The organism is Pontibacter saemangeumensis, from assembly GCF_039541895.1.
Classification (GTDB): domain Bacteria; phylum Bacteroidota; class Bacteroidia; order Cytophagales; family Hymenobacteraceae; genus Pontibacter; species Pontibacter saemangeumensis.
In genome coordinates, this window is the sequence record NZ_BAABHC010000029.1 from 777220 (window position 1) to 802906 (window position 25687).

Sequence of the window (25687 nt, forward strand, 5' to 3'; positions counted from 1 at the left end):
CCTTTGTATAACATCTGAAAGTTCTGTAAGGCTTTTTGGAGTTCAGACTTATTAAACCTTAAACACATGAAAATAGAACAGTTCGAAGACAAAGGATTAGCACAGTATTCTTATGCTATTTTAAGCGAGCGCGCAAACGAGGTGGTACTGGTAGACCCAGCCCGCGACCCGCAGCCCTATTATGATTATGCCGCGGCCCACAACGCTAAAATCGTTGGCGTGATCGAGACGCACCCGCACGCCGACTTTGTGAGTTCGCACCTGGAGATACACCGCAAAACCGGCGCGACGATATATGCGCATAGCAAAGTGGGTGCCGATTACCCGCACCAGGCATTCGACGAGGGCGCCGCACTGCAGATCGGTGAAGTAAAGCTGAAGTCACTCTACACCCCCGGCCACTCCCCGGACGGCATCAGTATTGTGCTGGAGCACGAGGGCAAGGACAAAGCGGTGTTCACCGGCGATACGCTCTTTATTGGTGATGTGGGCCGACCGGACCTGCGGGAGCGTGCAGGTAACATCACAGCCAAACGCGAGGAGCTGGCCCGCCAGATGTACCACAGCACCCGCGAGAAGCTGATGAAGCTGGACGATGACGTACTGGTATACCCGGCGCATGGTGCCGGCACGCTCTGCGGAAAGGGCCTGAGCGAGGCTAACAGCAGCACCATCGGTGCGGAGAAATCATCCAATTACGCCTTGCAGCAGATGAGCGAGGAGGAGTTTGTGAAAGTACTAACAGAGGACCAGCCGTTTATACCGAAGTATTTTGGCTATGACGTTGGCCTGAACAAGCAAGGGGCACCTAATTATGAGCCAAGCTTAAAGGGCGTAAAGTGGCTGGAGAAAAACTACAAGCCTGAGGAGGGTGCCATCATCGTGGATGCCCGCAACGAGAAAGCGTTCAAGAAAGGACACTACAAAGGCGCGATCAACATCCAGAGCGGGGCGAAGTTTGAGACTTGGCTGGGGAGTATCGTGGGGCCTGAAGAGCGTTACTACCTGGTGGCCGAAAGCGAGGAGCAACTGAAAGAACTCATCTCGAAAGCAGCCAAGATTGGCTATGAACTCCTGATAGAAGGCGCTTTCGTGCTGGAAGGTGAGGCGGCTTTAGCTTCCCCGCAGCTGGATGTGGAAGAATTCAGCCAGCACCCGGACAAGTATACCATTGTGGATATTCGTAACGCCTCCGAAGTGAAAGAGGGCAAGTTCTTCGACAAGGCCATCAACATTCCGCTGCCGGAGCTGCGGGAGCGGGCCAGGGAGATTCCTGCCGACAAACCGGTGGTGGTACACTGTGCCGGCGGATATCGTTCAGCGGCCGGAAGCAGCATTGTGGAGGCGGCGCTTCCAGATGCAAAGGTGCTGGACCTGAGCGAGGCCGTCAATGACTTCAAAAAATAAGAGCCTTTTAATTCAACAGCCGGTAGCGCACCTTGTGCGCTACCGGCTGTTATATGTGCCCTCTGTATACTGCTCTGCTGCTGACCAACCCTGAACCTATCTGCCTGCTGGCTTTCCCCTTCACCCATTACAAGCATCGAACATTACAAGCATCGAACTCCGTCGGGAAATACCCTGCCCGTCGCACCCTGTCCTTTCAAGCTGGCTTACCTCCTTCCGGTATCAACCCGTATAGTACAGAAAGGAGAATCATATATGGAAAGACACAAAAATGACCAGGAGAGCCGTGTCAGGCGAAGTTCTACGGATGAGGCGAACCAGGAAGTAGACCAGCAGACACTCAAAAGCATCAGGCATTATGAAGATGCAGACCCTGAAACAATCGCACACAGGCTACGCGAACTGGACAGAGAGTGGGACATAGAGCGTGTGCTGGAGGTGAACGCCTCTACCCTTGCCTTGTCCGGCCTTGTTTTGGGGGTGTTGAAGGACAAGCGCTGGTTCCTGCTGCCAGGAGTCGTCACGACGTTCCTCCTGCAACACGGCCTCCAGGGCTGGTGCCCGCCGCTTCCGGTACTCCGGAAGTTTGGAATCAGGACAAGAAGAGAAGTGGATGAGGAGCGCTATGCCCTGAAAGCCCTGCGAGGTGATTTCGACAAGGATCTGAAGGGCATGTCTGCCGAAGGGGTACTGAAAGTAGTCAGGGCGCAGTAGCAGGCAGCAGCAAGCGCTTCTACCGTTTAGGTTATATATAAATTAGGTTTACTTTACAATTCTACAACATGGGCGGCACGTGCCGTCACGACGCTAAAACATTGCATGGAACATATACACAAAGACGTTATACTACACCGGTTCCCCCAGTTTGAGCAACCGCTCCTGGAAGAAATCCTGAAGCACAGCACCATCAGGGAGGTGGAGGAAGGTGACGAAGTTTTGCGCACCGGGCAGTATATCCGATCCACCGTGCTGCTGCTGAGCGGGCTGCTGAAGGTGTACCGCGAAGACGACGAGGGCAATGAGTTCCTGATGTACTACCTGGAGCCGGGCAGTGCCTGCGCCCTCTCCATGATGTGCACGGCACGCAATGAGCAGAGCCAGATCATGGCCAAGGCGGTGGACGCGTCCGAAGTCATCCTCATCCCCTCGCACCTGTCTGAGCAGTGGCTGGCAAAATATAAGAGCTGGCACAACTTCGTGATCGCCTCCTACCGCCAGCGCTTCGAGGAGCTGCTGCAAACCCTGGACAGCATCGCCTTTAAAGGGCTGGACGAGCGCCTGCTGTTTTACCTGAAGCGCCACGTGAAAGTAAGCGGAAAAGAGATCAGGCTCTCGCACCAGCAGATTGCCGATGAGCTCAACAGTTCCCGCGAGGTAATTTCCCGGCTGCTCAAGAAACTGGAGCAGACAGGCGCCATCACCCTGCACCGCAACTACATCGAGGTGCACAACCTGGATAAAGTATAGAAAGTGAAACTATTAGAATTTAGAGGAGGAAAATTCAGAGAGGTTGTCGTGCTTGAGTGACATATATAGCCACAGTACATACCAGGTTTGGCAGCACATGCAACCTGGTTTTTCCAATTATACCTTCTTCACCCTCCCCTCTCAAATTTTTTAACTCCAAAACTTTCTAACTCCAGACCCTCCCTCTGTGACAACAGTCACTGTGCTCCCTTCAAGGGTGCCGTACCTTTGTATCCGATAACCATTATATAAAAGCAAGACCATGGAAATTTTCGGATATGTAGCGGCCCTTGTCATAGGGCTTTCACTCGGGCTGATCGGCGGCGGCGGCTCTATACTGACCGTGCCGGTGCTGGTGTACCTGCTGGGCCTCAGCCCCGTTCTCTCGACCGCGTACTCCCTTTTCATCGTTGGCCTCACCAGCCTGGTGGGCTCCTACAAGTTCTACCAGAAAGGGCTGGTGAGCCTTAAAACGGCGGTTGTTTTCGGAATCCCCTCCATCATGTCCGTCTACCTCACGCGCCGTTATTTAGTGCCCGCCATACCGGAGAATCTCTTCACGGTCGGGGACCTGGTCGTGACCAAAGGCGTGCTGCTGATGCTGCTGTTTGCCGCACTCATGGTGTTTGCCTCCATCAGCATGATCAGGACGAAGAAGGAAAAGCCGATGGATGAGAACGCCGACACGGAAGTGGATGTGGAACACGCCAGCCCGGACGAGACGCACCCGGAGCCAAAATTCAACTATGCGGGCATTCTGGCCGAAGGCGTGGTCGTGGGAACACTTACGGGTCTTGTAGGCGCAGGCGGCGGTTTTTTAATTATCCCCGCGCTGGTGCTCTTCAGCAAACTCGACATGAAAATGGCGGTGGGCACCTCCCTGCTGATCATCGCGTTCAAGTCGCTCTTCGGCTTTATCGGCGACATCTATAACTATGAGATCGACTGGCTGTTCCTGGCTATTTTCTCCACCATCTCCATCGTGGGTATATTCATCGGCACCTTCCTTTCCACCAAGGTACACGCCGATAAACTGAAAACCTCTTTCGGATGGTTCGTGCTGGTGATGGGCGTTTATATCATCATCAAAGAAATTTTCTTCGCATAAGGTAGTGCGTGATCTAAGTCACTGAACCCAAACCCCGTTCTTCTGATATTTGTAGTGTCATCAGGATAACCTGTGGCATAAGACATAAACCCTAACCCCTATACCCATGAAAGTAGAACAGATATATACCGGATGCCTGGCACAGGGCGCCTATTACATCGAAAGCAACGGCGAGGTGGCCATCGTAGACCCGCTGCGCGAGATAAAGCCATACCTGGAGAAAGCCGCAAAGGACGGTGCCAAAATTAAGTATGTGCTGGAGACGCACTTCCATGCCGACTTCGTATCCGGCCACGTGGACCTGGCGAAGGCCACCGGCGCGCAGATCGTTTTCGGCCCGAATGCAAAACCAACGTTTGCCGCCCATATAGCCAAAGACGGCGAGGAACTGCCACTGGGCGACGTGACCATCAAGGTGCTGCACACCCCCGGCCACACCATGGAGTCCACAACGTTCCTGCTGAAGGATGAAGAAGGGAAAGACCACGCCATCTTCAGTGGTGACACCCTGTTCATCGGCGATGTGGGGCGTCCGGATCTGGCCGTGAAGTCTGACCTGACGGAAGAGCAACTGGCCCAGCACCTGTATGACTCCCTGCGTACCAAGATCATGACCTTGCCGGATGATGTGATCGTGTACCCGGCGCACGGCGCAGGCTCAGCGTGCGGCAAGAACATGAGCAAAGAGACGACCGACCTGTTGGGCAACCAGAAGAAAACGAACTACGCCCTGCGTGCCGATATGACGAAGGAAGAGTTTGTGAAGGAAGTGACAGAGGGTTTGCTTCCGCCTCCCGGCTATTTCCCGCTCAACGTGAAGATGAACCAGGAAGGCTATACCAACATCGAGGACGTATTGCAGCAGGGCCAGCAGGCGCTCTCACCGGAGGCTTTTGAAGCAGCCGCCAACGAGACAGGTGCCCTGATCCTCGACACGCGCAAGCCGGAGGAGTTTGCCAGGGGCTTTATCCCGAACGCCATCAACATCGGCATCGACGGCAACTTTGCCCCCTGGATCGGGGCCCTGGTTCCAGACATCCTGCAGCCGATCCTTTTTGTGGCCGACGAGGGCCGCGAGGAGGAGGTGGTGACGCGGCTGGCCCGCGTAGGCTACGACCACGCCATTGGCTACCTGAAAGGGGGCTTCGCCGCTTGGGAAGAAGCAGGAAAAGAAGTAGATCGTATTGAATCTATCGCTGCGGAGGAGTTTGCCAGGCGATATGCGCAAAACAAAAACCTGAAAGTGGTGGATGTGCGCAAGCCGGGCGAGTACCAGGCCGAGCACGTGGAAACGGCCCTGAATACGCCACTCGATTACCTGAACGAGCACCTGGCAGAGCTGCCGAAGGAGGAGGAGATGTTCCTGCACTGCGCAGGCGGCTACCGCTCCATGATCGCGGCCTCCATCCTGAAGGCCCGGGGGTTTGACAACGTGGTGAATATTGAGGGCGGCTTCAAGGCCATTGCCGAAACGAATGTGCCGAAAACCGCCTACGTTTGCCCCTCCACGCTGAAGTAAAATGGTTTGGCTTATTGATGAAGAGAGGTAACCGGGGGTGGCGTAAAGCTTTCCCCGGCTACTGATCCTCCCTGATCGCCCGAACTGAAGATGTACAGGCTGCGTGACCAAAGTCACTGAAGGGGGATGAAGATATGCCTACCTTTGTAGTGTAATCAATTTGAGATCATTAAAAACAGAAATAGCCATGTTCAATATATTTAAATCCGCTCCCAAGAACTACGAAGACCTGGACGGGAAGACATTCAAGACAAAATACCAGAGCACCCCAAAAGCGGAGCTGCTGGACGTGAGAACTGCCGGTGAGTTTGCTTCCGGCACTATCAAAGGCGCCAGGAACCTGGACGTGACTTCCCCGCAGTTTCAGTCTGCCCTGAAGACGCTGGACAAGGACAAGGAATACTATGTGTTCTGCCGCAGCGGCAACAGAAGCGGCTCGGCCTGCGACATGCTTTCAGCCCAGGGTTTCAAAGCGTACAACCTGGCAGGCGGGATAGGCGCCTGGCCAAACTAAGGTATATAAAGTATATATAAAGTGGGCAGCTAAAGGAGGGGGTTTGTGAACGTGCCCCTTCCCTGCTCATATCCTGTTTCACAATTCATTTTAGTAATTAAGATATGTTAGAGCTATTAAGGCAACCATGGCCATGGTATACGTCGGGCGCTGTGATCGCCTTTGTGATGGTGCTGCTGCTGTTCTTCGGCAAGTCATTCGGTTTTTCGGCCAACCTTCGCACCATCTGCTCTGCCTGCGGGGCGGGCAAAAGAGTCAAATTCTTTGATTTTGACTGGCGCTCGCAAACCTGGAACCTGCTGTTCCTGGTGGGAGCTGTTATAGGGGGATTTATATCGGCAGAGTTTCTTGCCGGAGATGCACCGCTGCAGATTTCGCAGGCCACCATACAGGACCTTCGTGAATTAGGCATTTCAGCACCGGACGACCTGCAGCCAGAGGAGATATTCGGACTGCAGGCCCTGTTTAGTGTAAGAGGCTTCCTGGTGCTGCTGCTGGGTGGCTTTGCCATTGGTTTCGGCGCACGCTATGCCGGGGGTTGTACCTCGGGGCACGCCATCAGCGGTTTGTCTAACCTGCAGCTGCCATCGCTGATAGCCGTCATCGGCTTCTTCATCGGCGGCCTCATCACCACCTTTGTCCTGCTCCCGCTGATCTTTTAGCAAGGAATAATAATATTCAAAGAGGTTTATTTGAAAACAAGCGTTAAAGAAATGAAAGGTTTAAAATTTATACTTGCCGGCATCCTATTCGGCATCGTGATGAGTAAGTCGGAGGCGATTTCTTGGTTCCGTATCCAGGAGATGTTCCGCTTCCAGTCGTTTCACATGTACGGCATCATCGGCACTGCCGTGGTGCTGGGCACCATTGCCACCTATGTCATCAAGAAGTACAAGCTGCGCGACTACCAGGGCAACCCGATTGTGTTTCAGCCGAAGGAGATGTCCATTCCGCGCTACCTGATCGGCGGCACCATCTTTGGCCTGGGCTGGGCCCTGACAGGCGCCTGCCCCGGCCCCATGTTCGTGAACATAGGGTTTAGTTACTGGGCCATTTTGGTTGCCATTGCGGGCGGCCTGGCAGGCACTTATATGTACGGCGCCATGAGAGACAGGCTGCCGCATTAAAGTATAATTTCAGCGGTAGTGGTGCTATGTCTTGCAGCTCGCTTGCGCCAAGCAGCGGCCTATATATAAATCCTGCTACCCCTAAAGCATAAAGAAACCGATGACCAACACCACCGACATAAAGCTGGGACTAAGAGAGAACGCTACGCAGTTCTGGCTGCTGGTGCTCATCAACGGGTTTGTGGGGGCCATGGTGGGGCTGGAGCGCTCCGTGATCCCCGAGTTTGCCGAAACCGTTTTCGGCATCAGCGGACACACAGCACTTCTGTCTTTCATTGTGGCCTTCGGATTGGCCAAATCGGTGGCCAACATGCTGATGGGGCGGCTCACGGTGCGGTTTACGCGCAAGCAACTCCTGCTCATCGGCTGGCTTTTCGCGCTGCCGGTGCCCTGGCTCCTGTTATATGCCGGCAACTGGGGATGGGTGATTTTTGCCAACCTGCTGCTGGGCCTCAACCAGGGGCTTGCCTGGTCGGCCACGGTAGTGATGAAGATTGACCTGGTGGGCGAAAGGAACCGGGGCCTGGCCATGGGCATCAACGAGTTTGCCGGCTACCTGGCCGTCGGGCTGGTCGCTTTCCTGGCGGGCTATATCGCCTCCACCACCGGCGTGGTGACCTATGCGTTTGTACCGGGTATTGCCTTTTCCATCCTGGGGTTGCTGCTGACCTGGTTCTTTGTGCGCGACACGCATGCCCATGTGCTCACCGAGACGGCGCAGACCCGCATCCCGCTGCTCCGCAGCATCTGGAAAGACACGACGTGGCGCCACGCCAACCTGGGATCGGTGACGCTGAGCGGCTTTGTGAACAACATGAACGACGGCATTCTGTGGGGACTGCTGCCCGTGCTGCTCATGGCGAAAGGATACAGCTTACAGGAGGTTGGTTTGCTGGCCGGTATATACCCGGCCGTGTGGGGCATCGGGCAACTGGTGACGGGCAGGCTCGGGGATTTCCTTTGCAAGAAACAGCTGCTGAGCATGGGGATGCTGCTGCAGGGCGTGGCGATTGGCGTGCTGTTCTTCAGCCAGGCCTACCCGGTACTCATCGGAGCGCTGGTGGCGCTGGGTATCGGCACGGCGCTGGTGTACCCCAACTTCCTGTCGGTGGTAGCCGAGAACACGCACCCGGCGCAGCGGCCGCAGAGCCTGGGCATCTTCCGGTTCTGGCGCGACTTCGGGTATGTGGCGGGGGCCGTGGCCGCAGGTATCTTCAGCGATTTGTTTGGGGTGGAAATTGTGCTGTTAGGCACAGCCGTATTGACGATCGGAGCCGGCGTTCTGTCTGAAGTGCGGATGTGCTGCACCAAAAAGCTACTCTGGCACAGCCGGCAATGCGGCATCGATTTGTTGCCCGGGGCTTAAGTTTGTATCTTTAACATTGTGTAATCAGGCGAAGCATATATACTTTTTACGGTCTTCGCTGGCTAATATATAAACAGCCGGGTGTTGTTCCTGGTCGTTTTCCAAAAGCAATTATGATGCGTTATCTGCTCCTTTTTATCAGTACGCTGCTTATGCTGTTCACGCTGTCACAACCCGGTACGCGGGTGAACAGCTTTTCCTGTGTGAAGCAGACCCAACTGAAAGAAGCGATTGACTCTGAAAAGCATCTTGTCAGGCGAAAATGTGCCAAAAAGTGCCTGAAGCACCAGACTCGCTCTGAACAACAGAATGCGGGCACTGTCGTGGTAAACTGCAGTCAGCCGTTCTATGCAGTAGTTGCAGAAACGGGACCAACTTTTAACTTCACACCTGCTTCCCTGGAAGTAGCTGCTATACCTGCTGATAGAAAGCACCTCTCTCCTAGCCTGGAGGTCGAACCCGACCCGCCGAGATTTTCTTAACATACCTGTAGCAAAATGCCAGTACAGCTGACACATGGGTGGTTTTCGCATACTCCGTCTCCTGCTGTCCATGCTGTCTGCAATTCCTTTTACCTGAGGAAATGGGATACCCTGTACCTCTGCTTCATTTATTTCAAGAATTAAAATCTCAAATATGGAAACCACTCCGTTGCAAAAAATATCATTCCTGGTGCTGCGTATGATGGGCAGCCTCATCTTTATCATGGCCGGCTTTAACCACCTTTTCCAGACAGCCGGCGCAGCCGCCCGCCTCGAAAAAGCTTCATTCGGGCACTTGGCTACCTGGATGGCACCTGCCGAAACACTTGTCATACTTTCAGGTATTGGACTCATACTCGGCGGCTTCATGCTGCTGGCTGGCTTCAAAACCAAACCGGCAGCCCTCCTGCTGCTGGCCATTCTTATACCGATCACACTTACTGTACAGGTAGGAAGCGCAGCGGGCAGCGGCCCCTTGTTCAAGAACATCGCTTTGATGGGCATGCTGCTGTTTTTTAGCGTGAACGGTGCCGTCTACTACGGCCTGGACCATTTATCAACCATGAAAAAGAAAATGAAAGAAAACATGAATCATATAAAAACAAGCAACTATATGGCCGTGCTGGCTGCCAGCCTGCTGCTGCTAGGCTCCTGTGCACCTGGCACAACAGTTGCCCAGTCAATTTCAGCACAAAACGCACCCGCAGCGTCCGCCATAAAGAAGTATGCAGTGCTCATCAGCCAGCCGAACCACCTGAAAGCCGCTGTGAACACCGCCGAGACCATCACGGCCAGTAGCACCTATAACCGGGAAAGCTTTGTGGTGATGGCCTGTGGCAAATCGGTGGAGGCCTTCGTGAAGGGAAGCAAAATGACGCAGGAGTTTGAGAAAGGCAAAGCGGCGGGTATTACCTACCAGGTGTGCGGCATGTCGCTGAAGCAGTTTAACATCGACCCCGCTACGCTGGTAGACGGGGTGGAGGTGGTGCCGAACGGCCTGACCTATATGTTCGACCTGCAGCAGCAGGGATATATAACGGTAGAGCTATAACCAGTGACACATTAACCATTTAGTAAGACAACAGCGATTTATATATAAAGCATAGAAATCATGAACAAGAATAAATTTTCAATCAGAAATATTCCCGGGTGGGCCGTCATGCTGGCTATTTTCGGCATCCTGTATGCCACAGGGCTGCACACAGAGGCCATCGGGCAGGTGCAGCGCCTGCTGCTGGCCACCGGTATTAAAAAGGCCGATGTGCCGGAACCTGTGACATCAGTTTCTGATGCAGCAGAGGTAACAGAAGTTGCTGCTTCGGAGGTGATGGCAGGCGCCGGTTTCAAGTTGAAAGGATTAGACGGCAAGATGGTAGCTTTCGAGAGTCTGAAGGGGAAGGTGGTGTTCATGAACATCTGGGCCACCTGGTGCCCGCCGTGCATCGCCGAAATGCCAAACATCCAGAAGTTGTATGAAAAGGTTGGCTCCGACAATATCGCTTTCGTGATGCTGTCCGTGGACGAGGGTGGTATGGAGAAGGTACAGAAGTTCATCGACAAAAAAGGCTATACCTTCCCGGTCTATATGCCGGCCAGCGAGTTCCCGCAGGAGTTTTACTCCAGCGCCATCCCCACCACGTTCATCATCTCGCCGGAGGGCAAGATCGTGGCCAAGCAGGAGGGCATGGCGGAATATGATACCCCGGAAGTCCGGGAGTTCCTGCAAAGCATGGTAAAAAAATAACCGTGGCACGGTATGCCGGGTGAGACAGACAAACAGCATACCGTGCTAATATATCCACCATAACTAAAAAACAGAAAATGAAGGCCCCATACTTATTATTTGCCGGAGTGCTGCTGCTGGCCTCCTGCAATGCTGATTCTTCGACCTCCGGAAATGAAGTTTCTAACGCCCTAACGCCATCCGAATCCGGCGTTTCCTCCAAGCTGCAACCCATCAGCAGCCAGGAAACCAAAGCTTTGCTGGCGCAGCAGGCGGATGTGGTGATTCTGGATGTGCGCACTCCAGCCGAGTATGAAGCAGGCCACCTGCAAGGTGCCCGGCTCATGGATATATATGCCGCTGATTTTCAGGAGCGCCTACAGGCGCTTGACCCAACCAAAACTTATCTCGTGTACTGTGCCGTCGGCGGCAGAAGCCGTGAGGCGTTACAACTAATGGGCCAGCTGGGCTTCCAGCAGGTGTACGATGCTTCCGAAGGATTCTCAGCCCTGAAAACCGCCGGTGTTCCGGTTGAATAAACCTAAACCCTTAACCTCCCTTACCATGAAACTAAAACTGTTCCTACTGTTGGCCCTGGCTGCTTTTGCGGTTTCTCCCGCGCTTGCCCAGGCAAAGCTGACTGCTAAAACGGCAGCCGGCAAAACGGCGCAAGCCACTCCGCACCGCATTGTATATGATATGGTGGTCGCCGACACCGCGCAACATGCCGGGCTCATGCGGCAGCTGAACAACATAAAGCGCGGCTGGCCGGACGCACAGATCGAGGTGGTGGTGCATGGCAAGGCACTGGATATGCTCGTAGCAGACCAATCTACACAGGTGGATGCTATCAGGGAGTTGCAGGCCAAAGGCGTGGTGTTTGCTGCCTGCGAGAACACCATGCGCGCCCATCAGGTGGTGAAAGCGCAGCTGATCCCTAGCGTTATCACGGTTCCGATGGGTGTCGGCGAGATCATCATGAAACAGGAAGAAGGCTGGGGCTACATCCGTTTCTAATCTTCTGTTTACTTTGGTTAAGAGAGCATATGGAAAAGTACTGGAACATCTTCGTCTCTTCATTTACGGATTACGGGTGGTATCTGTGGCATGAGGTACTGAATCCCAGCTGGGGTAACTATTTCTACTGGCTGATCGGCCTTTCCCTTTTCTTCTGGCTGCTGGAGATCGTGAAGCCATGGCGGCAGCACCAGGCCCGGATCCGGCAGGACTTCTGGCTCGACGGCTTTTATATGTTCTTCAACTACTTCCTGTTCTCGCTGGTTGGCTTCAACGCCATTTCCAATATTGGTGTGGAGGCTTTCAACGATTTCCTGGGACTGTTCGGCGTTAAAAACCTAGTTGCCTTTGAGGTGCAGTCGTGGCCGGTGTGGGCCCAGTTGCTGACACTGTTTGTGGTGCGCGATTTTATCCAGTGGAACGTGCACCGCCTGCTGCACCGCTCTGATTTTCTGTGGCGGTTTCACAAAGTGCACCACTCGGTGCAGCAGATGGGCTTTGCCGCGCACCTGCGTTTCCATTGGGGCGAAACGATCGTTTACCGGACCCTGGAATATATACCGCTGGCCATGATCGGCTTCGGCATCCAGGACTTCTTCCTGGTGCACATCTTCGCGACTTCCATCGGGCACTTCAACCACTCCAACTTTCACGTGCCGTTGGGTCCGCTGCGCTACCTGTTCAACAACCCACAGATGCACATCTGGCATCATGCCAAGCGCATGCCCCGCAGGTATGGTGCCAACTATGGCATCAGCCTGAGCGTGTGGGATTACCTCTTTGGGACAGCCTATATGCCGGAAGACGGCCGCGACATTGAACTGGGTTTTGAGGACGTGGAGAAATACCCGAAATCCTTTATGGAGCAGCAGCTGCACCCGTTCCGGGAAGGCGGCAAAGCTGAACTTCCGAAAGTGCCTGCAGCGGAACCAAAGAAGTTAGAAAGTGCATAAAGCGGGAACTGTCCATGATCTCTTAAAGAGTTATATAGCATCCCAAACGCTGATATAGCTGCCCCAAGGATTTTACCTGCCTGTCCCGCACCACTCCTTTTGCAGTGATCTTTCTAAAATCCGGCTCTTGTGACATAAGTCACTGTGCCGTGACCGGTGCCTGTGCATCTTTGTTGAAATGAAACAGCAGTCCAATCCATCACTTGGTGGCCTGCTGCCTTGGATGCAGGACTTATAGGTTGATTTTTTACACGCAGCGCTTGTCTTGCAACGTCACGAACCCTTACAAATAACTTATCACGCCATGAATAAGACAATCAGACGACTTATCTGGTCAGCCGTTCCCATCCTGGGGTTGCCCCTCCTACTCTCCTGCCAGTCAGCCACAGGTGTGCAGGAGCAATCAGGCGCAACAGCGGCAGCCGAAGACAAAGTCGAAACCATCACCATTCTGCAAACGGCCGACATCCACGGGCAGCTCATGCCGCACAAGGAAATGTTCGTCGAGAACGGTGAATTCGTCTTCAAAGAGCGTGGTGGCATGGCGAATATCCAGACCATATTCAAACAGGTGAAAGCGGAGAACCCGGGTGGCACCGTGATCGTGGACGGCGGCGACCTGATCCAGGGCAGCGCGGTAGCGGCCCTCTCGGAAGGTGCTGTCTTCGGTCCTGTTATCAAAGCCATGGACTATGACTTCCTGATACCGGGCAACTGGGAAGTGATCTTCGGGAGCCAGAAAATGCGTGATGTGCTGGCCTCTTACGGCAAGCCGGTGGTGTGCGCTAATATCTACGACGAAGCTACTTCCGAGATGCTCTACAAGCCTTACATGGTGAAAGAAATCAAAGGTGTGAAGCTGGGCTTTATCTCATACAACGATCCGGAGGTGCCCATCCGACAGAACCCCTCCTTTAGCAAAGGCCTTATCTTTAAGCAGCTGGAAGAGAACATAGAACCACTTATCAAAGAGCTGAAGGAAGAGCAGGGAGTGGACATCCTGTTCCTGGTAACGCACCTGGGCATCTCCAAGCAGCTATACCTGGCCGACCAGGAGCAGATAAAAGGTGTTGACTACATTCTGGGTAACGATACGCACGAACGCATCCGCAAGCCGTTACAGGGCAAGTATGCCAAGGTAGTGGAGCCGGGTGGCTTCGGCTCTTTTGTGGGCCGGCTTGACCTGGATGTGAAGGACGGCAAAATTGTGGACCAGCGGTATGAGCTGATCGACGTGGACCCGGCCAAATACCCGGCAGACCCTGCCGTACAGAAAGTAGTGGACGAACAGATGGCGCCTTACAAGCAAAAGATGGAGCGCGTGCTGGGCTATACCTCTACCCCGCTCTACCGCTACCTGGTCGTAGAAAATCCGCAGGATAACATGATCACAGACGCCGTGCGCTGGAAAACAGGCGTGGACATCGCCATCTCCAACGGCTTCCGTTTCGGCACCCCGATCGTACCTGATAAATCCGGCAAAGCTGCCATCACCTACAGCGACCTCTGGAACATGCTGCCCGTGAACGAGAACGTAAAAACCGGCAAAGCCACCGGCAAGCAGATACAGGACTGGATGGAGAAGGAGCTGCATAACGTATTTGCCGAAAAGCCGCTGGAGCGCTTCGGCGGCTGGGTGATCCGCTTCTCGGGCATGGAGATGACCTTCAATGCCAACGCCCCGAAAGGACAGCGTGTGCAGTCCATTACCGTAGGCGGAAAGCCACTGGACCCGAACAAGGTATACACGATGGGTGCCTGCCTGCGCAGAGGCGAGCCGGACGATATGCTGTGCCGCATGCCGGGTGCCACCGACCCGAAAGTACTCGACTATACCATACACGATGTCATTGAAGAGTACCTGAAAGTGAAAGGAACAGTAGCACCCAAAACCGATGGAAGAGCCAAAGCGCTCGACCTGCCTTCTCCGGTTTTATCGCAGCTGCCAAACGTGGATTACGAATTCAGATAAGCAGGAGGTATATAGCCTGATCAGCCTCCTGCTGAGGATCGGTTATTACCTGAAATCAACTTAAAAACGGGAAAGGCCCCGCTATCAGAAATAGCGGGGCCTTTCCCGTTGTATGGTGGTTATTTCCTAGGCTGTTTCCCCGATAGAAGGCGCGCCTGCCATTATTTCTTCGTTGGCATAGTCTGCATACTTAAGGAAATTTTTCACAAACAAAGCGGCCAGCTCATTCGCCTTTATGTCGTAGTTTCCTTTGTCATGCCAGGTTTCGCGTGGGTTTAGTACTTCGGAGGGCACTCCCGGGCATTCCTGCGGTATCTCGATGCAAAAGACCGGGTGAGCATGGTAGGCAACGTTGTCTAACTCACCGTTCAGGGCCGCCGTGATCATGGACCGGGTATGGCGCAGTTTCATCCGCGACCCAACCCCGAAGGGGCCACCCGTCCAGCCGGTATTCACCAGCCACACATTCGCCTGGCTCTCCGCCATTTTCTGGCCCAGCAGCTCTGCGTACCTGGTGGGGTGCAGCGGTAGGAAAGCCTCCCCAAAACAGGCCGAGAACGTGGCTTTCGGATCGGTAACCCCCACCTCAGTGCCCGCCACCTTGGCTGTGTACCCTGAAATAAAATAGTACATGGCCTGGCTCGTGTTTAGCCGGGAGATCGGGGGCAGTATCCCGAAGGCATCCGCTGTCAGGAAAAAGATGTTCTTCGGAATCCCCGCTCTGGACGGCTCCACCGCATTGGGTATATAGTGAATGGGGTATGCGACACGCGTATTCTCGGTCACTGATTTGTCAGCATAATCGACGGTGCGGGTGCCTTTGTAAAAGCGGGTGTTCTCTAATACGGCCCCAAACCGGATGGCATTCCATATGTCCGGTTCCTGGTCCCAGGACAAATCCACCACTTTGGCATAGCAGCCTCCCTCAAAATTAAAAACGCTGTCCGAGGTCCAGCCATGCTCGTCGTCCCCGATCAGGTGGCGTTCCGGATCGGCGGAGAGGGTGGTTTTCCCGGTTCCGGAAAGCCCGAAGAAAATGGCGGTATCACCCGTCCTGCCCACGTTGGCGGAGCAATGCATGGAGAGCACGTTGCGCTCGTGCGGCAAAAGATAGTTCAGCACCGAAAAGATGCCTTTCTTCATTTCGCCGGTGTAGCCTGTGCCCCCGATCAGGATGATCTTTCTGGAGAAATCGATGATCGAAAAGTTTTGCTGCCGCGTGCCGTCTGCCTCCGGGTCTGCCTTAAACTCAGGGGCGCAGATAACCGTGAATTCGGGCATGTGCTGCTGCGTTTCGTGGGGTGTCAGCCGGAGAAACATCGTGTCACAAAAGAGGTTGTGCCATGCCTGCGTATTGATGATGCGCAGGTTCAGGCGGTACTCCGGGTGGGCGCCGGCGTAGGCATCGCGCACATACAGCTTCCGCTGCTGCAGGAAGGCCGCCATTTTTCCGAGCAGCCTGTCGAACTTCTCCGGCTCGAATGGGAGGTTGATCTGGCTCCAGAAAACGGAATCCTTTGTGTTGGCATCCTTCACTATAAAGCGGTCCTGAGGCGAGCGGCCCGTGAACTTGCCGGTGTCGCAAACCAGGGCTCCGGTATCCGCCAGCACTCCCTCCCCGTTTTTGATGGCCTCCTCCACTAATTCTACCGGCGTCAGGTTCCAAAGTACTTCCTGCGCATTGGTGATGCCCACATACTCCAGGCTTGCCATATCCGATTTGATTCCAGATTCTCTCATAGATCGATGATTTAAGTATAGATGAGCCGGCATATACCAGCACAGGCTAAGTGAAACGATATAGTAAACGCCTCCGACTACTCATCCAGCCTCTCCCATTTCCAGGCAGTTCAGCGCTGAATCAGGTGCCCTACAGGCTATATACCTGCGGGCAACCGGGCAGAGGACCGGCCTCAGGACAGTGCCTGGGGTGCCGGGCTTCCGGCGGGCCGGGAGCGGTCTTCCGGGAGCGGGACAAATTCTGCGTTGTCGGTGGGCGGTAACAGGATCCTGCCTGCCTTCCAGTCTGCCTTGGCCTGCTCGATCCGTTCTTTCCGGGAGGAGACGAAATTCCACCAGATAAACCGCTCGCCCAGCGGTTCGCCTCCCAGCAGCATGAGCGTGGCGCTTTCTTTTGCCAGAATCACCGGGTCCGCGCCCTTTGTAAAGACGAGCATCTGCCCCACGGTGTACGTGTTGCCGGAAACCTCTACGCTGCCTTTGGCTATATAGATGCCCCGCTCCGCGTGCTCTTTGGGCAGCCCGAAATGCGCGCCCTTGTCCAGCGCCACATGCAGGTAAAACAGGGGTGAATGGGTTTTTACGTTGCTTTGCAAGCCGAACGCATTCCCGGCAATCAGCCTCATCCAGACACCGGTATCGGTGAAGATGGGCAGCTGCCCGGGCTTATAATTGTTGAAGGCAGGCGCTGCCTCTTCGTCTTTTTCGGGGAGGGCCACCCAGGTCTGGATCATTTCCAGGGAGCCGCCCGCCAGGGCTTTGGGGTCTTCGAAGCGCTCTGAATGGGCTATTCCGCTGCCGGCCGTCATCCAGTTCACTTCTCCCGGCCGAATGACCTGTTGCACGCCCAGGCTGTCGCGGTGCGTGACCTGCCCGCCGAACAAATAGCTGACCGTAGACAAGCCGATGTGCGGGTGCGGCAGCACGTCCATGGCGTGCGTTTGCTCCGGCTGCACCGCTACCGGGCCGGCATGGTCCATGAAAATAAAAGGCCCGACCATCCTGCGCAGCCGGAAAGGGAGGATTCTGCGTACATCCATTCCGGGGCCGATGGATGCTTTACGGGCTTCGATGACAATGTCCAGCATAGGCAAACGTTATATAGCAATCGTTTATATATAAACGGAGAATGGAGCGGGAATGGGAAGAATTGTCTCAATAAAAAGAAGCAAAGTGAAACGCGCCCGCCATCCCGATACGTCTCCGTACATATCCCGATACGTCTCCGTACATATAAAATATGCAGGTGGAGGAACGGGCATAGTTTTATATAGGATAGGGGTATGGCAAACGGGATATAGCATCGGGTCGCCAATGCACATATAGCGCTCGCCCTTTCGTTTGCGCCTCGGTTAGACCGTCCTTTTTTACTAAAATTGACCATGGAAATCGGAATCACCACTTTTGTAGAAAACACCCCAGATCCTGCGACCGGCAAACTGCTCAGCCCGCACGAAAGGATGATGCACCTGCTGGAGGAAGTTGAACTGGCAGACCAGGTGGGCCTGGATGTGTTTGCCATTGGCGAGCACCACCGGCCTGATTTTATCGTTTCTTCTCCGGCTGTCGTGCTGGCCGCCGCGGCTGTGAAGACCAAAAACATCAAACTTTCGAGTGCGGTCACGGTGCTGAGCTCGGACGACCCGGTCCGGGTTTTCCAGGATTTTGCCCATGTGGACCTGCTCTCGAAAGGCAGGGCGGAGATCATCGCGGGCCGGGGCTCCTTCATAGAGTCCTTCCCGCTTTTCGGCAATGACCTGAAAGATTACGACTCCCTTTTCTCAGAGAAGCTGGAACTGCTGATTCAGCTCAACAAAAGCGAGAAAGTGACCTGGCAAGGCAAGCACAGGGCTTCGATCGATCACCTGGGTGTTTACCCGAGGCCGTACCAAAAGGAGCTGCCGGTTTGGGTGGCGGTGGGCGGCACGCCGGCGTCTGTGGTGCGGGCGGCAACGCACGGGCTGCCCATGGCGCTGGCTATTATCGGCGGCATGCCGGAGCGCTTTGTGCCTTTCACCGACCTATATAAAGAGACCTACCAAAAGGCCGGACACGATGCGGCGAAGTTGCAGCTGGCGATCAACTCGCACGGGTATATAGCCGACGATTCCCGGAAAGCGGCTGATGAGTTCTACGGGCCCTATGCCTATGTAATGAGCAAGCTTGGGCGTGAGCGGGGATGGTCGCCAATGAACCGGGAGCACTACGAAATGATGCGCGCACCGGAGGGCTCGCTGCTGGTGGGCAGTCCGCAGCAGGTCATTGACAAAATCCTATATGAATACGAGCTGTTCGGGAACACCCGTTTCCTGCTGCATATCAGTGTGGGCACGCTGCCGCATGCAAACGTGATGCGCGCCATCGAGCTGCTCGGCACGGTTGTGGCGCCGGCCGTTAAAAAGGCTGTGGAGAAGCAGCAGTGATGTAGTGGGGAAATGGGAATAGCGCGTTGAAGGAAAATTCGGTAGCCTTTCAAAAAGGTGGATATGGAACCGACGCTTTATATAGGTCACAACGGTGTTCGTGCAGCCGAAGCCCTAAGCGCTGCAAGGATTTTGTATATCCGGTTTTATGCCTCGTTTCTATTTTTTATCTGTGCGCTGTCGATTGTCAAAGAAGTTTAGCAGAAGTATATTCTGGTTGTCTATTCTATAGAAGATCGAAATGTGTTTCGTGAGTGTGACCCCGCGAATGTCTCTGCCGGCGTTTTGGATTGCTCCAATTTCAGGAAAATCAATGAGGATGTCTAAAAAGTCATATGTCCGTTGAACAAAAGCTTCTGTTACTTTCTTCCCCCAAACTTCATTTAATATCCCAGGATCTTAATGAAGTTTGCATCAGCTCTTTTCGTCCAGACTATTTACTTAGCCATTGCTGGTGCTTTTGGCGTGTTTCATCGTCACTTACCCAGCTGTTAGGATTTTTACTTTCTTCGTCAGCAAGCAATAATTCATTTTTCACTTCATCGGTCAGGCTTTCCCAAATCTGCCCATTCTTGCCTTGGCTTCTCTGAACAAGCAATTGATAAAAGGAATATAATAATTCTTCATTCTCAATTTCGTCAATGAGTTGATGAAAGTCTGTTTTTATACTTGCTAAGCCCATATTTCCTACCCTCTGTACTTATTGAATTTACGACTTTTAAACTCCTTTTTATTTTTTTAATGCTTGCCAATGTTGAATTAGGCTTCGCCGTGGCGCAGCTACCGCAAAGCCCGGTACGTTGAATTCTCATATTAATTATCACAAGAAACGTTATATATCACATATGAAATTTATGATCACTTATACCTTACTGGAAGCAAGTCCATTTTTAGAAATAATAAAAATAAAATCATCAAGACAGTTCCGATGGCTGCAACTGTGTTAATGAATTTTTGTGCCTTAACACTGTTATTAAATGCTTTCTCAATTGCTTTGAATAGCAACAATCCTATTGTCCCGCCGAAAGTATTCGTGATTATATCTGTGATATCAAAAGCACCAATGGCCAAAATATATTGAAGTCCTTCAACTATGAAGCTGATTAAGAAAAAGAAGAAGAGCTTTTTTCCAAAAATCCATCTTTGAAATAAAATTCCCGCGTATATCCCAAGCGGTACAAAAATCAATACATTCAAGATGATCTCACCGAAATCAGCTTGACCATTCAGGATTAAAGGTTCACTAAACGGAATTAAGTTTACGCGCCTATTCTGCATATAAGAAAATTGTACACCTAACTTAAGAAGCAAAATCCAGGCTAACACAATCAAATAAACTATAAATAATCCTGTGGTTAACCTGTATGTTACTTTATTCCCTTTCGCTTGTTCCTCCATGTTCTTGCGAGTTCATGCTATCGATAATATTGTTTAATTAGAGCCGGTTCTCATCCAATATTGCATATAAATAATAACCCTGAGCACTCGCCTGGATTCTTTAAGAATCACTGCTAACGGTGCTGGTACATAAGGCGGGCAAGGCGTAGCCGAAGTTTGGCTTATGTGCCGTGTTGGTGGAAGTAGGTTTTCTTTTATAAGTTCTTCAATTGACGTTCGTAAAAGTCCAATGCCTCTTGCTGAACAAAGTTAGTTGCTCCAGGATTTTTAGTTACCCTTTTCAACTCTTCCACAAGCCTATCCTTTTTAATTAAATTGGCTGTCTCCGCATTTATAATCCTGTTTAGGAGAATGAGGGTTAAGGATGTGGGCTTCCTTTCTAATGATTCTAAAACTTGGTTGTTATAGGTTGTAGTATTCTCTTCGTCCAGCCACTCTATGAAATGGATAAGAGACCATGATATAAATTCTTCATTTTCCTGCCTTTCGATAAAGCGAAGTATTCGATTGATTAATTTTTCTTTCTGCTCCTTATCCAGTTCGAAATCTTCCAGTAAAGAACTGATTTCATCAATAAAAACATCTACTTCATCTTCATCGGACAACGTAGAGCTCTCCAATCTTGACAGTATCTTTTCAAATTCCATTTTATAATTTTATTCCCACCAACTTGTAGATAGCAGGAGTTATTCGGCTTATCTGCATTATATATAGAAGTGGATTCACCTATTACCGATGTTCGAAAATCACCTTTTTGTCAATCATTATCGTCTAAGTAAAGTCTCTCCTCCCGTTCAAGATACCCAAACAAAATGATTTTATATACTATCTTATAAAGGTAGCTATCAAAGCAAAAAAACCGGTGTTACCCGGTTCTTCTGCTTTGAGTTTCTTTGTCACGCAGATCAATACTGCCCCCCGATCCGCAACAGGTCCGAGTACACGCCTCTTGCTGTTACCTCTGAGCCGGCACCCGCGCCCTGGATAATGATCGGCTGCGCCCCGTAGCTTTCGGTATAGATCTCGAAGATAGAATCGGCATTTTTGATGTTGCCCAGGGGAGAGTTCCTGCTGACCTTCACCAGCGAAACCGTCAGGCGGTTTTCCTTTACCTCCAGGTCACCCACATAGCGCAACACCTCCTCCTCGGTAAGACCGCGTTTGATCTGCTCGAAATAAGCATCCACCTCCTCCTTCCTCGAGTAAAGCTCCGCGTAATCCTTTGAGTCGGAGACGCACTCCGGCACAAGGCTTTGCACTGAAACGTCCTCCAACTCCGGCTTCAGCCCTACTTCCCGGGCAAGGATGATCAGCTTCCGGGCCACATCCAGCCCGCTCAGGTCCTCTCTCGGGTCAGGCTCCGTCAGGCCCAGGTTTTTTGCCTCCGTGAGCACCGCCGAGAAGTCCTTGTCCTGAATGGAGTAGTTGTTGAAGATATAGCTCAAAGAGCCGCTAAACACGCCGCGTATCCGTTCGATGCGGTCGGAGGAGTTGTGCAGGTGCTTGATGGTGTCGATCAGGGGCAAGCCGGCGCCGACGTTGGTTTCGTAGTAAAACAGCTTCCCCTTTCGCTTCAGGTTGTTGCGCAGGTTCTGGTAAAACTCATAGGAGATGGAGTTGGCCTTTTTGTTGGATGCTACAATGTCGAACCCACTGTTCACCAGCACAGGATACTGCTCCGCGAGCTCCTGCGACGAGGTGTTGTCCGCGATCACAATGTTCTCCAACCCGGACTCCCCCAGCCTGAAAATGATATCGGCCAACGAACTCTCCTGGTCGCTTTCCGCGAGCTCCTGTTTCCAGTTCCTGCCCAGGCCGTCCTCGTTGAAGATCATCCTGACGGAGTCAGCCACCCCCACGATGTTGATTTTCAGGTTCCGGCGTTTTACCACCTCGTCCCCGGTCTCGATGATCTGGTCGAGCAGCCTGCCGCCCACCGTACCTTTGCCAAAGGCAAACAGGTTTAGGGATTTGATAGCGCCAAACACCTGGTTATGCACCACGTTCACCGCCTTTTTCAGCGACTTGTTGTCGATCACCAGGGAGATTTGCTCCCCGTTGATGCTGTTGCTGATCAGGTGCATCCAGACCTTGTTTCTCCGCAGGCCATATATGGCTTTCTCGAGCGAGTAGTTGTGGCGGCCCACAATGGCGATGATGGCCATGTCGCTGTCGATGCGGATATGGGAGATGCTGCCGTGCTCCAGTTCGTCTTTGAACTCGGTAGTGAGGGCATGCTCTGCGGCGGCGGCATCCTCTTTGTTGATCACGAACCCGATGCCCCGCTCCGACGAGGCCTGGGAGATAAGCCGCACACTGACGTTCCGGCTGCTCAGCGCACTGAAAATACGGGCGTCGATCCCCACCTTCCCCAGCAGCCCGCGCCCTTCAATGCTCACCAGCGACACGTCCTCCACCGTGGTCACGGCCTTGATTCCCTTGCCGGACCCGTTCTCATCGATCAGGGTGCCTTGCCGGCCGGGCGCCAGGCTGCTGCAGATCTTCAGCGGGATGCCGCTTTCCACAAGCGGCAGAATGGTTTTGGCATGCAGCACGTTGGCCCCGAAGTTAGCCAGCTCGTTGGCTTCGCGGTAGCTCAGATGCGGAATGCGCTGGGCGCCCTTCACATATTTGGGGCTGGCCGTGTACACACCGTCCACGTCAGTCCAGTTCTGCACCTCCGAGGCCCTGATGAAGCTGGCGATGAGGGTGGCGGTGTAGTTGCTCCCGTTCCGGCCGAGCGTGATGGTTCTGCCGGTCGGGTCCGAGGCGATGAACCCGGTGATGACAGGAATTTGGTGCGCCTGCAGCGAGTTGAAGAAGGCCAGTGTACTGCTCTTCGAGCGCGGAAAATCCACGACAGTTTCATTCGCGGTGGCCCGCGCGTACAGCAGGTCCCGTGCATCCACAAAAACCGCCTCCAGCCCCTCCCTTCTCAGAAGGGAGGCCACCGTCCGGGCGCTGATCACTTCGCCGTAGGCCAGCACCCTGTCCCTTGCCCGCTCGCTGTCTATGCCGATTAACTGCAGCGCATGGAGTACCGCGCCCACCTCCTGCTGATAGGCGTTCAGGTCCGCATCCAGCCCCTGCATATACTGCAGGTCCATGAAGTTTTCCAGTTCCTTCTCGAAGTTTTTGCCCTGCACCGCCCTGGCATATAGGTCCAGCAGCAGGTTGGTGCTCTGGCCCCTGGCGGAAACGATCACCGCGATAGCACCCGTCCTGGCCTCTTCTTTTATGATGTTGACAGCTCTTTCAATCGGCTCGCCGTTGCTCAGTGACTTGCCCCCAAATTTTAAGACCTTCATGCTTTTATCTTATATATAACGCTAGCTTCCTTTCCCCCTACCGCTTCGTTCAAAATCAACAGCTTCTAGAGGAATGAAGGCAAATTCTGATTGTTTTCCCGGGAAAACAAGAAGAAAACAAGTTAAATAACAATCCGGCGTGCATGCCGCGTTCTGGTTGAACAGAAGCCTGCGTGCAAGCCTAACGCGGTGGCTCCGCACAGCAGGTTATATATCCGCTGGGATACGCAGAGAGGTGCTCTAAACTGTAAAGGGCGTAGGATATATGCCGGTAAAGTCGGTTGTTATATATAGACAAGAGGTGGAAGCACGTTAGCGGCAGGAAGAGAGCGGTTCTATATCAGGCTAAAGCCGCATCAGCCGAACCTGCGCCTCCTCTGCCACCAATTGCTCGAACTCCGACAGGCTGCTGCTGCCGGACATGGGCGGGTAATCTTTCCGGTACACCATCTCGCTCTCCACTTTCCTGCGGACAGAGGCGTGCACTTCGTTCACACCGGTTCTGGCAATGATTTCCCGGACATTGCCGGGGTTCACTCCGCTTCCCGGCATGATGATCAACTTTCCCTTCGCCCGCTCCTGAAGTTCCCGGATCAGGTCCACCCCCTGCAGGGCCGTTTCCTGCTGGCCGGATGTCAGCAGGCGCTGCACCTCCAACTGCAGCAGGTCGTCCAGCGCCTTGTAGGGATCGGGGGTAAGGTCGAACGCCCGGTGAAAAGTAACGCTGAGCGGCTGGGCCAGCGCGATCAGTTCACGGGTCCTGTCCATATCGATGGTGCCGTCTGCTTTGAGCATCCCGATCACCACGCCGTCTGCGCCCAGTTCCCTGCACACGGCAATGTCCCTTTTCATAACCTCAAACTCCTCCTCCGAGTACAGGAAATCGCCTCTGCGCGGGCGGATCAGCACGTGCAGGCTAATCTGTATGTGCCTCCGGACAACCGCGATCATCCCGGCGCTGGGGGTTGTGCCGCCCCCAACCAGGTAATCGCACAGCTCCACGCGCTGGGCTCCTCCACGCTCCGCGGCCAGGGCGGAGGCGACAGAGTCGATGCAGATCTCCAGCGCCAGCTCCTGTTTAGAACTTGCTTTTTCCATCGATCAGTTGTTTACCAGAGGCGTGCTGGATGGCATAGTTAAACCCTTTGTGGATGCAGTAGCCGCCGTACTCTCCCTTTTTATTCAGGGCGATAAAGCCAACCTGCAGGTCTTTCACGTCTTTTTGCTTGGCTATGATCCGCTCCACGGCCAGCCGGCAGGCATCCTCCGGCGAGTTGCCCTGCCGCATCAGCTCCACCACCAGATGGCTTCCCACCATCCGGATCACGGCCTCACCCAGCCCTGTGGCCGTGGCGGCCCCTACTTCGTTATCCACAAACAAGCCGGCCCCGATGATGGGGGAGTCGCCCACGCGGCCGTGCATTTTGTAAGCTGCGCCGCTGGTGGTGCAGGCGCCCGCCAGGTCACCGTTGGCATCCAGGGCCAGCATGCCGATGGTGTCGTGGTTCTCGATGTTGATGACCGGCTTGTACTTCGATTCCTTCAGCCAGTTTTTCCAGTCTTTTTCAGAGGCCGGCGTCAACAGGTTTTCCTTCTGGAAACCCTTCTCCAGCGCAAACTTCAAGGCACCGTCTCCCACCAGCATCACGTGCGGCGTGTCTTCCATTACTTTGCGGGCCACCGAGATGGGGTGCTTGATGTGCTGCAGGAAAGCCACCGCCCCGCAGTTGCTGTCTTTGTCCATGATGCAGGCGTCGAGCGTTACTTTGCCCTCGCGGTCCGGGAAGCCGCCATAGCCCACGGTTCTTACCTCTGGGTCGGCCTCCGGCACGCGCACGCCGGCTTCCACTGCGTCCAGGGCGCTGCCTTTATTCGATAGCACCTTCCAGGCGGCTTCGTTGGCCGGAATGCCGTGATCCCAGGTGGAAATCACGATGGGCTTCTGGCCTTTTGCTGCGCCCAGCGACCCGGCGAATGCTTTCTCAAAGTGAAATCCCGCCCCCAAGAAAGTCGCGCCTAACGCGGATAACTTTATGAATTTGCGTCTGTCTCTCATTTTCATATGCCTTGCTGATTTTATATAGCTGATTTTATAGATCTGATTAAATTGTAAGTGGCCCCTTGCGTTTTTGTGAGGCTGCTGTGCTGTTGCCTTGAAAGTAA

The 25687-nt window shown here is 53.6% G+C and carries 25 protein-coding genes; 17 read left to right on the plus strand and 8 right to left on the minus strand.

Going from position 1 to position 25687, the window contains the following annotated elements; genetic code table 11:
* Positions 1-66 precede the first annotated feature (66 nt).
* From ABD920_RS21545 to ABD920_RS21620, 16 genes are all read left to right on the plus strand, one after another.
* Entirely contained in the window at positions 67-1407 is a 1341-nt protein-coding gene (locus ABD920_RS21545) for an MBL fold metallo-hydrolase (RefSeq protein WP_345162175.1), read from the plus strand.
* 255 nt (positions 1408-1662) lie between these two features.
* On the plus strand, positions 1663-2121 hold the full coding sequence (locus tag ABD920_RS21550; protein WP_345162178.1) for a hypothetical protein: 459 nt from the start codon (positions 1663-1665) through the stop codon (positions 2119-2121).
* 105 nt (positions 2122-2226) lie between these two features.
* The gene (locus ABD920_RS21555; protein ID WP_345162180.1) at positions 2227-2874 is read left to right on the plus strand and encodes a Crp/Fnr family transcriptional regulator; all 648 of its coding nucleotides are present in this window, start codon (positions 2227-2229) and stop codon (positions 2872-2874) included.
* Between the two features lie 262 nt (positions 2875-3136).
* Entirely contained in the window at positions 3137-3982 is an 846-nt protein-coding gene (locus ABD920_RS21560) for a sulfite exporter TauE/SafE family protein (protein WP_345162182.1), read from the plus strand.
* A 106-nt stretch (positions 3983-4088) separates the two neighbouring features.
* Positions 4089-5501, plus strand: a complete 1413-nt coding sequence (locus ABD920_RS21565; protein ID WP_345162184.1) for an MBL fold metallo-hydrolase — start codon at positions 4089-4091, stop codon at positions 5499-5501.
* A 187-nt stretch (positions 5502-5688) separates the two neighbouring features.
* Positions 5689-6015 (plus strand): rhodanese-like domain-containing protein, encoded by a 327-nt coding sequence (locus ABD920_RS21570; RefSeq protein ID WP_345162186.1) that lies wholly within the window; start codon positions 5689-5691, stop codon positions 6013-6015.
* Positions 6016-6119: 104 nt separating this feature from the next.
* A complete protein-coding gene (locus ABD920_RS21575; protein ID WP_345162188.1) occupies positions 6120-6677 on the plus strand; it encodes a YeeE/YedE family protein in 558 nt (185 codons plus the stop codon).
* Between the two features lie 51 nt (positions 6678-6728).
* On the plus strand, positions 6729-7142 hold the full coding sequence (locus ABD920_RS21580) for a DUF6691 family protein (RefSeq protein ID WP_345162190.1): 414 nt from the start codon (positions 6729-6731) through the stop codon (positions 7140-7142).
* A gap of 100 nt (positions 7143-7242) precedes the next feature.
* The gene (locus tag ABD920_RS21585) at positions 7243-8508 is read left to right on the plus strand and encodes an MFS transporter (RefSeq protein WP_345162192.1); all 1266 of its coding nucleotides are present in this window, start codon (positions 7243-7245) and stop codon (positions 8506-8508) included.
* Positions 8509-8621: 113 nt separating this feature from the next.
* Positions 8622-8990 carry a hypothetical protein gene (locus ABD920_RS21590; RefSeq protein WP_345162194.1) on the plus strand — a complete coding sequence of 123 codons (369 nt, stop codon included), beginning with the start codon at positions 8622-8624 and terminating at the stop codon, positions 8988-8990.
* A gap of 154 nt (positions 8991-9144) precedes the next feature.
* Positions 9145-10041 carry a DoxX family membrane protein gene (locus ABD920_RS21595; RefSeq protein ID WP_345162196.1) on the plus strand — a complete coding sequence of 299 codons (897 nt, stop codon included), beginning with the start codon at positions 9145-9147 and terminating at the stop codon, positions 10039-10041.
* A 60-nt stretch (positions 10042-10101) separates the two neighbouring features.
* Positions 10102-10734 carry a TlpA family protein disulfide reductase gene (locus ABD920_RS21600; RefSeq protein WP_345162198.1) on the plus strand — a complete coding sequence of 211 codons (633 nt, stop codon included), beginning with the start codon at positions 10102-10104 and terminating at the stop codon, positions 10732-10734.
* A gap of 77 nt (positions 10735-10811) precedes the next feature.
* Entirely contained in the window at positions 10812-11252 is a 441-nt protein-coding gene (locus tag ABD920_RS21605; RefSeq protein WP_345162200.1) for a rhodanese-like domain-containing protein, read from the plus strand.
* 25 nt (positions 11253-11277) lie between these two features.
* Positions 11278-11730 carry a DsrE family protein gene (locus ABD920_RS21610; protein ID WP_345162202.1) on the plus strand — a complete coding sequence of 151 codons (453 nt, stop codon included), beginning with the start codon at positions 11278-11280 and terminating at the stop codon, positions 11728-11730.
* Positions 11731-11759: 29 nt separating this feature from the next.
* Complete coding sequence (locus ABD920_RS21615; RefSeq protein WP_345162204.1) at positions 11760-12683, plus strand: sterol desaturase family protein; 924 nt, start codon at positions 11760-11762, stop codon at positions 12681-12683.
* 304 nt (positions 12684-12987) lie between these two features.
* Positions 12988-14655, plus strand: a complete 1668-nt coding sequence (locus ABD920_RS21620) for a bifunctional metallophosphatase/5'-nucleotidase (RefSeq protein WP_345162207.1) — start codon at positions 12988-12990, stop codon at positions 14653-14655.
* Positions 14656-14781: 126 nt separating this feature from the next.
* Here ABD920_RS21620 and pckA read toward each other — a convergent pair whose 3' ends face one another.
* Both pckA and ABD920_RS21630 read right to left on the minus strand, forming a co-directional pair.
* A complete protein-coding gene (gene pckA / locus ABD920_RS21625) occupies positions 14782-16395 on the minus strand; it encodes a phosphoenolpyruvate carboxykinase (ATP) (protein ID WP_345162209.1) in 1614 nt (537 codons plus the stop codon).
* A 173-nt stretch (positions 16396-16568) separates the two neighbouring features.
* Positions 16569-17483, minus strand: a complete 915-nt coding sequence (locus ABD920_RS21630; protein WP_345162211.1) for a pirin family protein — start codon at positions 17481-17483, stop codon at positions 16569-16571.
* 294 nt (positions 17484-17777) lie between these two features.
* Here ABD920_RS21630 and ABD920_RS21635 point away from each other — a divergent pair, with 294 nt between their 5' ends.
* Positions 17778-18818, plus strand: coding sequence for an LLM class flavin-dependent oxidoreductase (locus ABD920_RS21635; RefSeq protein ID WP_345162213.1), 1041 nt, complete (start codon positions 17778-17780; stop codon positions 18816-18818).
* Positions 18819-19251: 433 nt separating this feature from the next.
* On the opposite strand, the gene ABD920_RS21640 is transcribed toward ABD920_RS21635, so the two are convergent.
* From ABD920_RS21640 to ABD920_RS21665, 6 genes are all read right to left on the minus strand, one after another.
* Entirely contained in the window at positions 19252-19500 is a 249-nt protein-coding gene (locus tag ABD920_RS21640; RefSeq protein ID WP_345162215.1) for a hypothetical protein, read from the minus strand.
* A 176-nt stretch (positions 19501-19676) separates the two neighbouring features.
* Complete coding sequence (locus ABD920_RS21645) at positions 19677-20216, minus strand: VanZ family protein (protein WP_345162217.1); 540 nt, start codon at positions 20214-20216, stop codon at positions 19677-19679.
* 194 nt (positions 20217-20410) lie between these two features.
* Positions 20411-20863 (minus strand): hypothetical protein, encoded by a 453-nt coding sequence (locus ABD920_RS21650; RefSeq protein WP_345162219.1) that lies wholly within the window; start codon positions 20861-20863, stop codon positions 20411-20413.
* A gap of 258 nt (positions 20864-21121) precedes the next feature.
* A complete protein-coding gene (gene thrA / locus ABD920_RS21655) occupies positions 21122-23524 on the minus strand; it encodes a bifunctional aspartate kinase/homoserine dehydrogenase I (protein WP_345162221.1) in 2403 nt (800 codons plus the stop codon).
* 345 nt (positions 23525-23869) lie between these two features.
* Complete coding sequence (locus ABD920_RS21660; protein WP_345162223.1) at positions 23870-24622, minus strand: copper homeostasis protein CutC; 753 nt, start codon at positions 24620-24622, stop codon at positions 23870-23872.
* A complete protein-coding gene (locus tag ABD920_RS21665) occupies positions 24603-25580 on the minus strand; it encodes an isoaspartyl peptidase/L-asparaginase family protein (protein ID WP_345162225.1) in 978 nt (325 codons plus the stop codon). The genes ABD920_RS21660 and ABD920_RS21665 overlap by 20 nt, the downstream gene beginning before the upstream one ends.
* Positions 25581-25687: the final 107 nt, after the last annotated feature.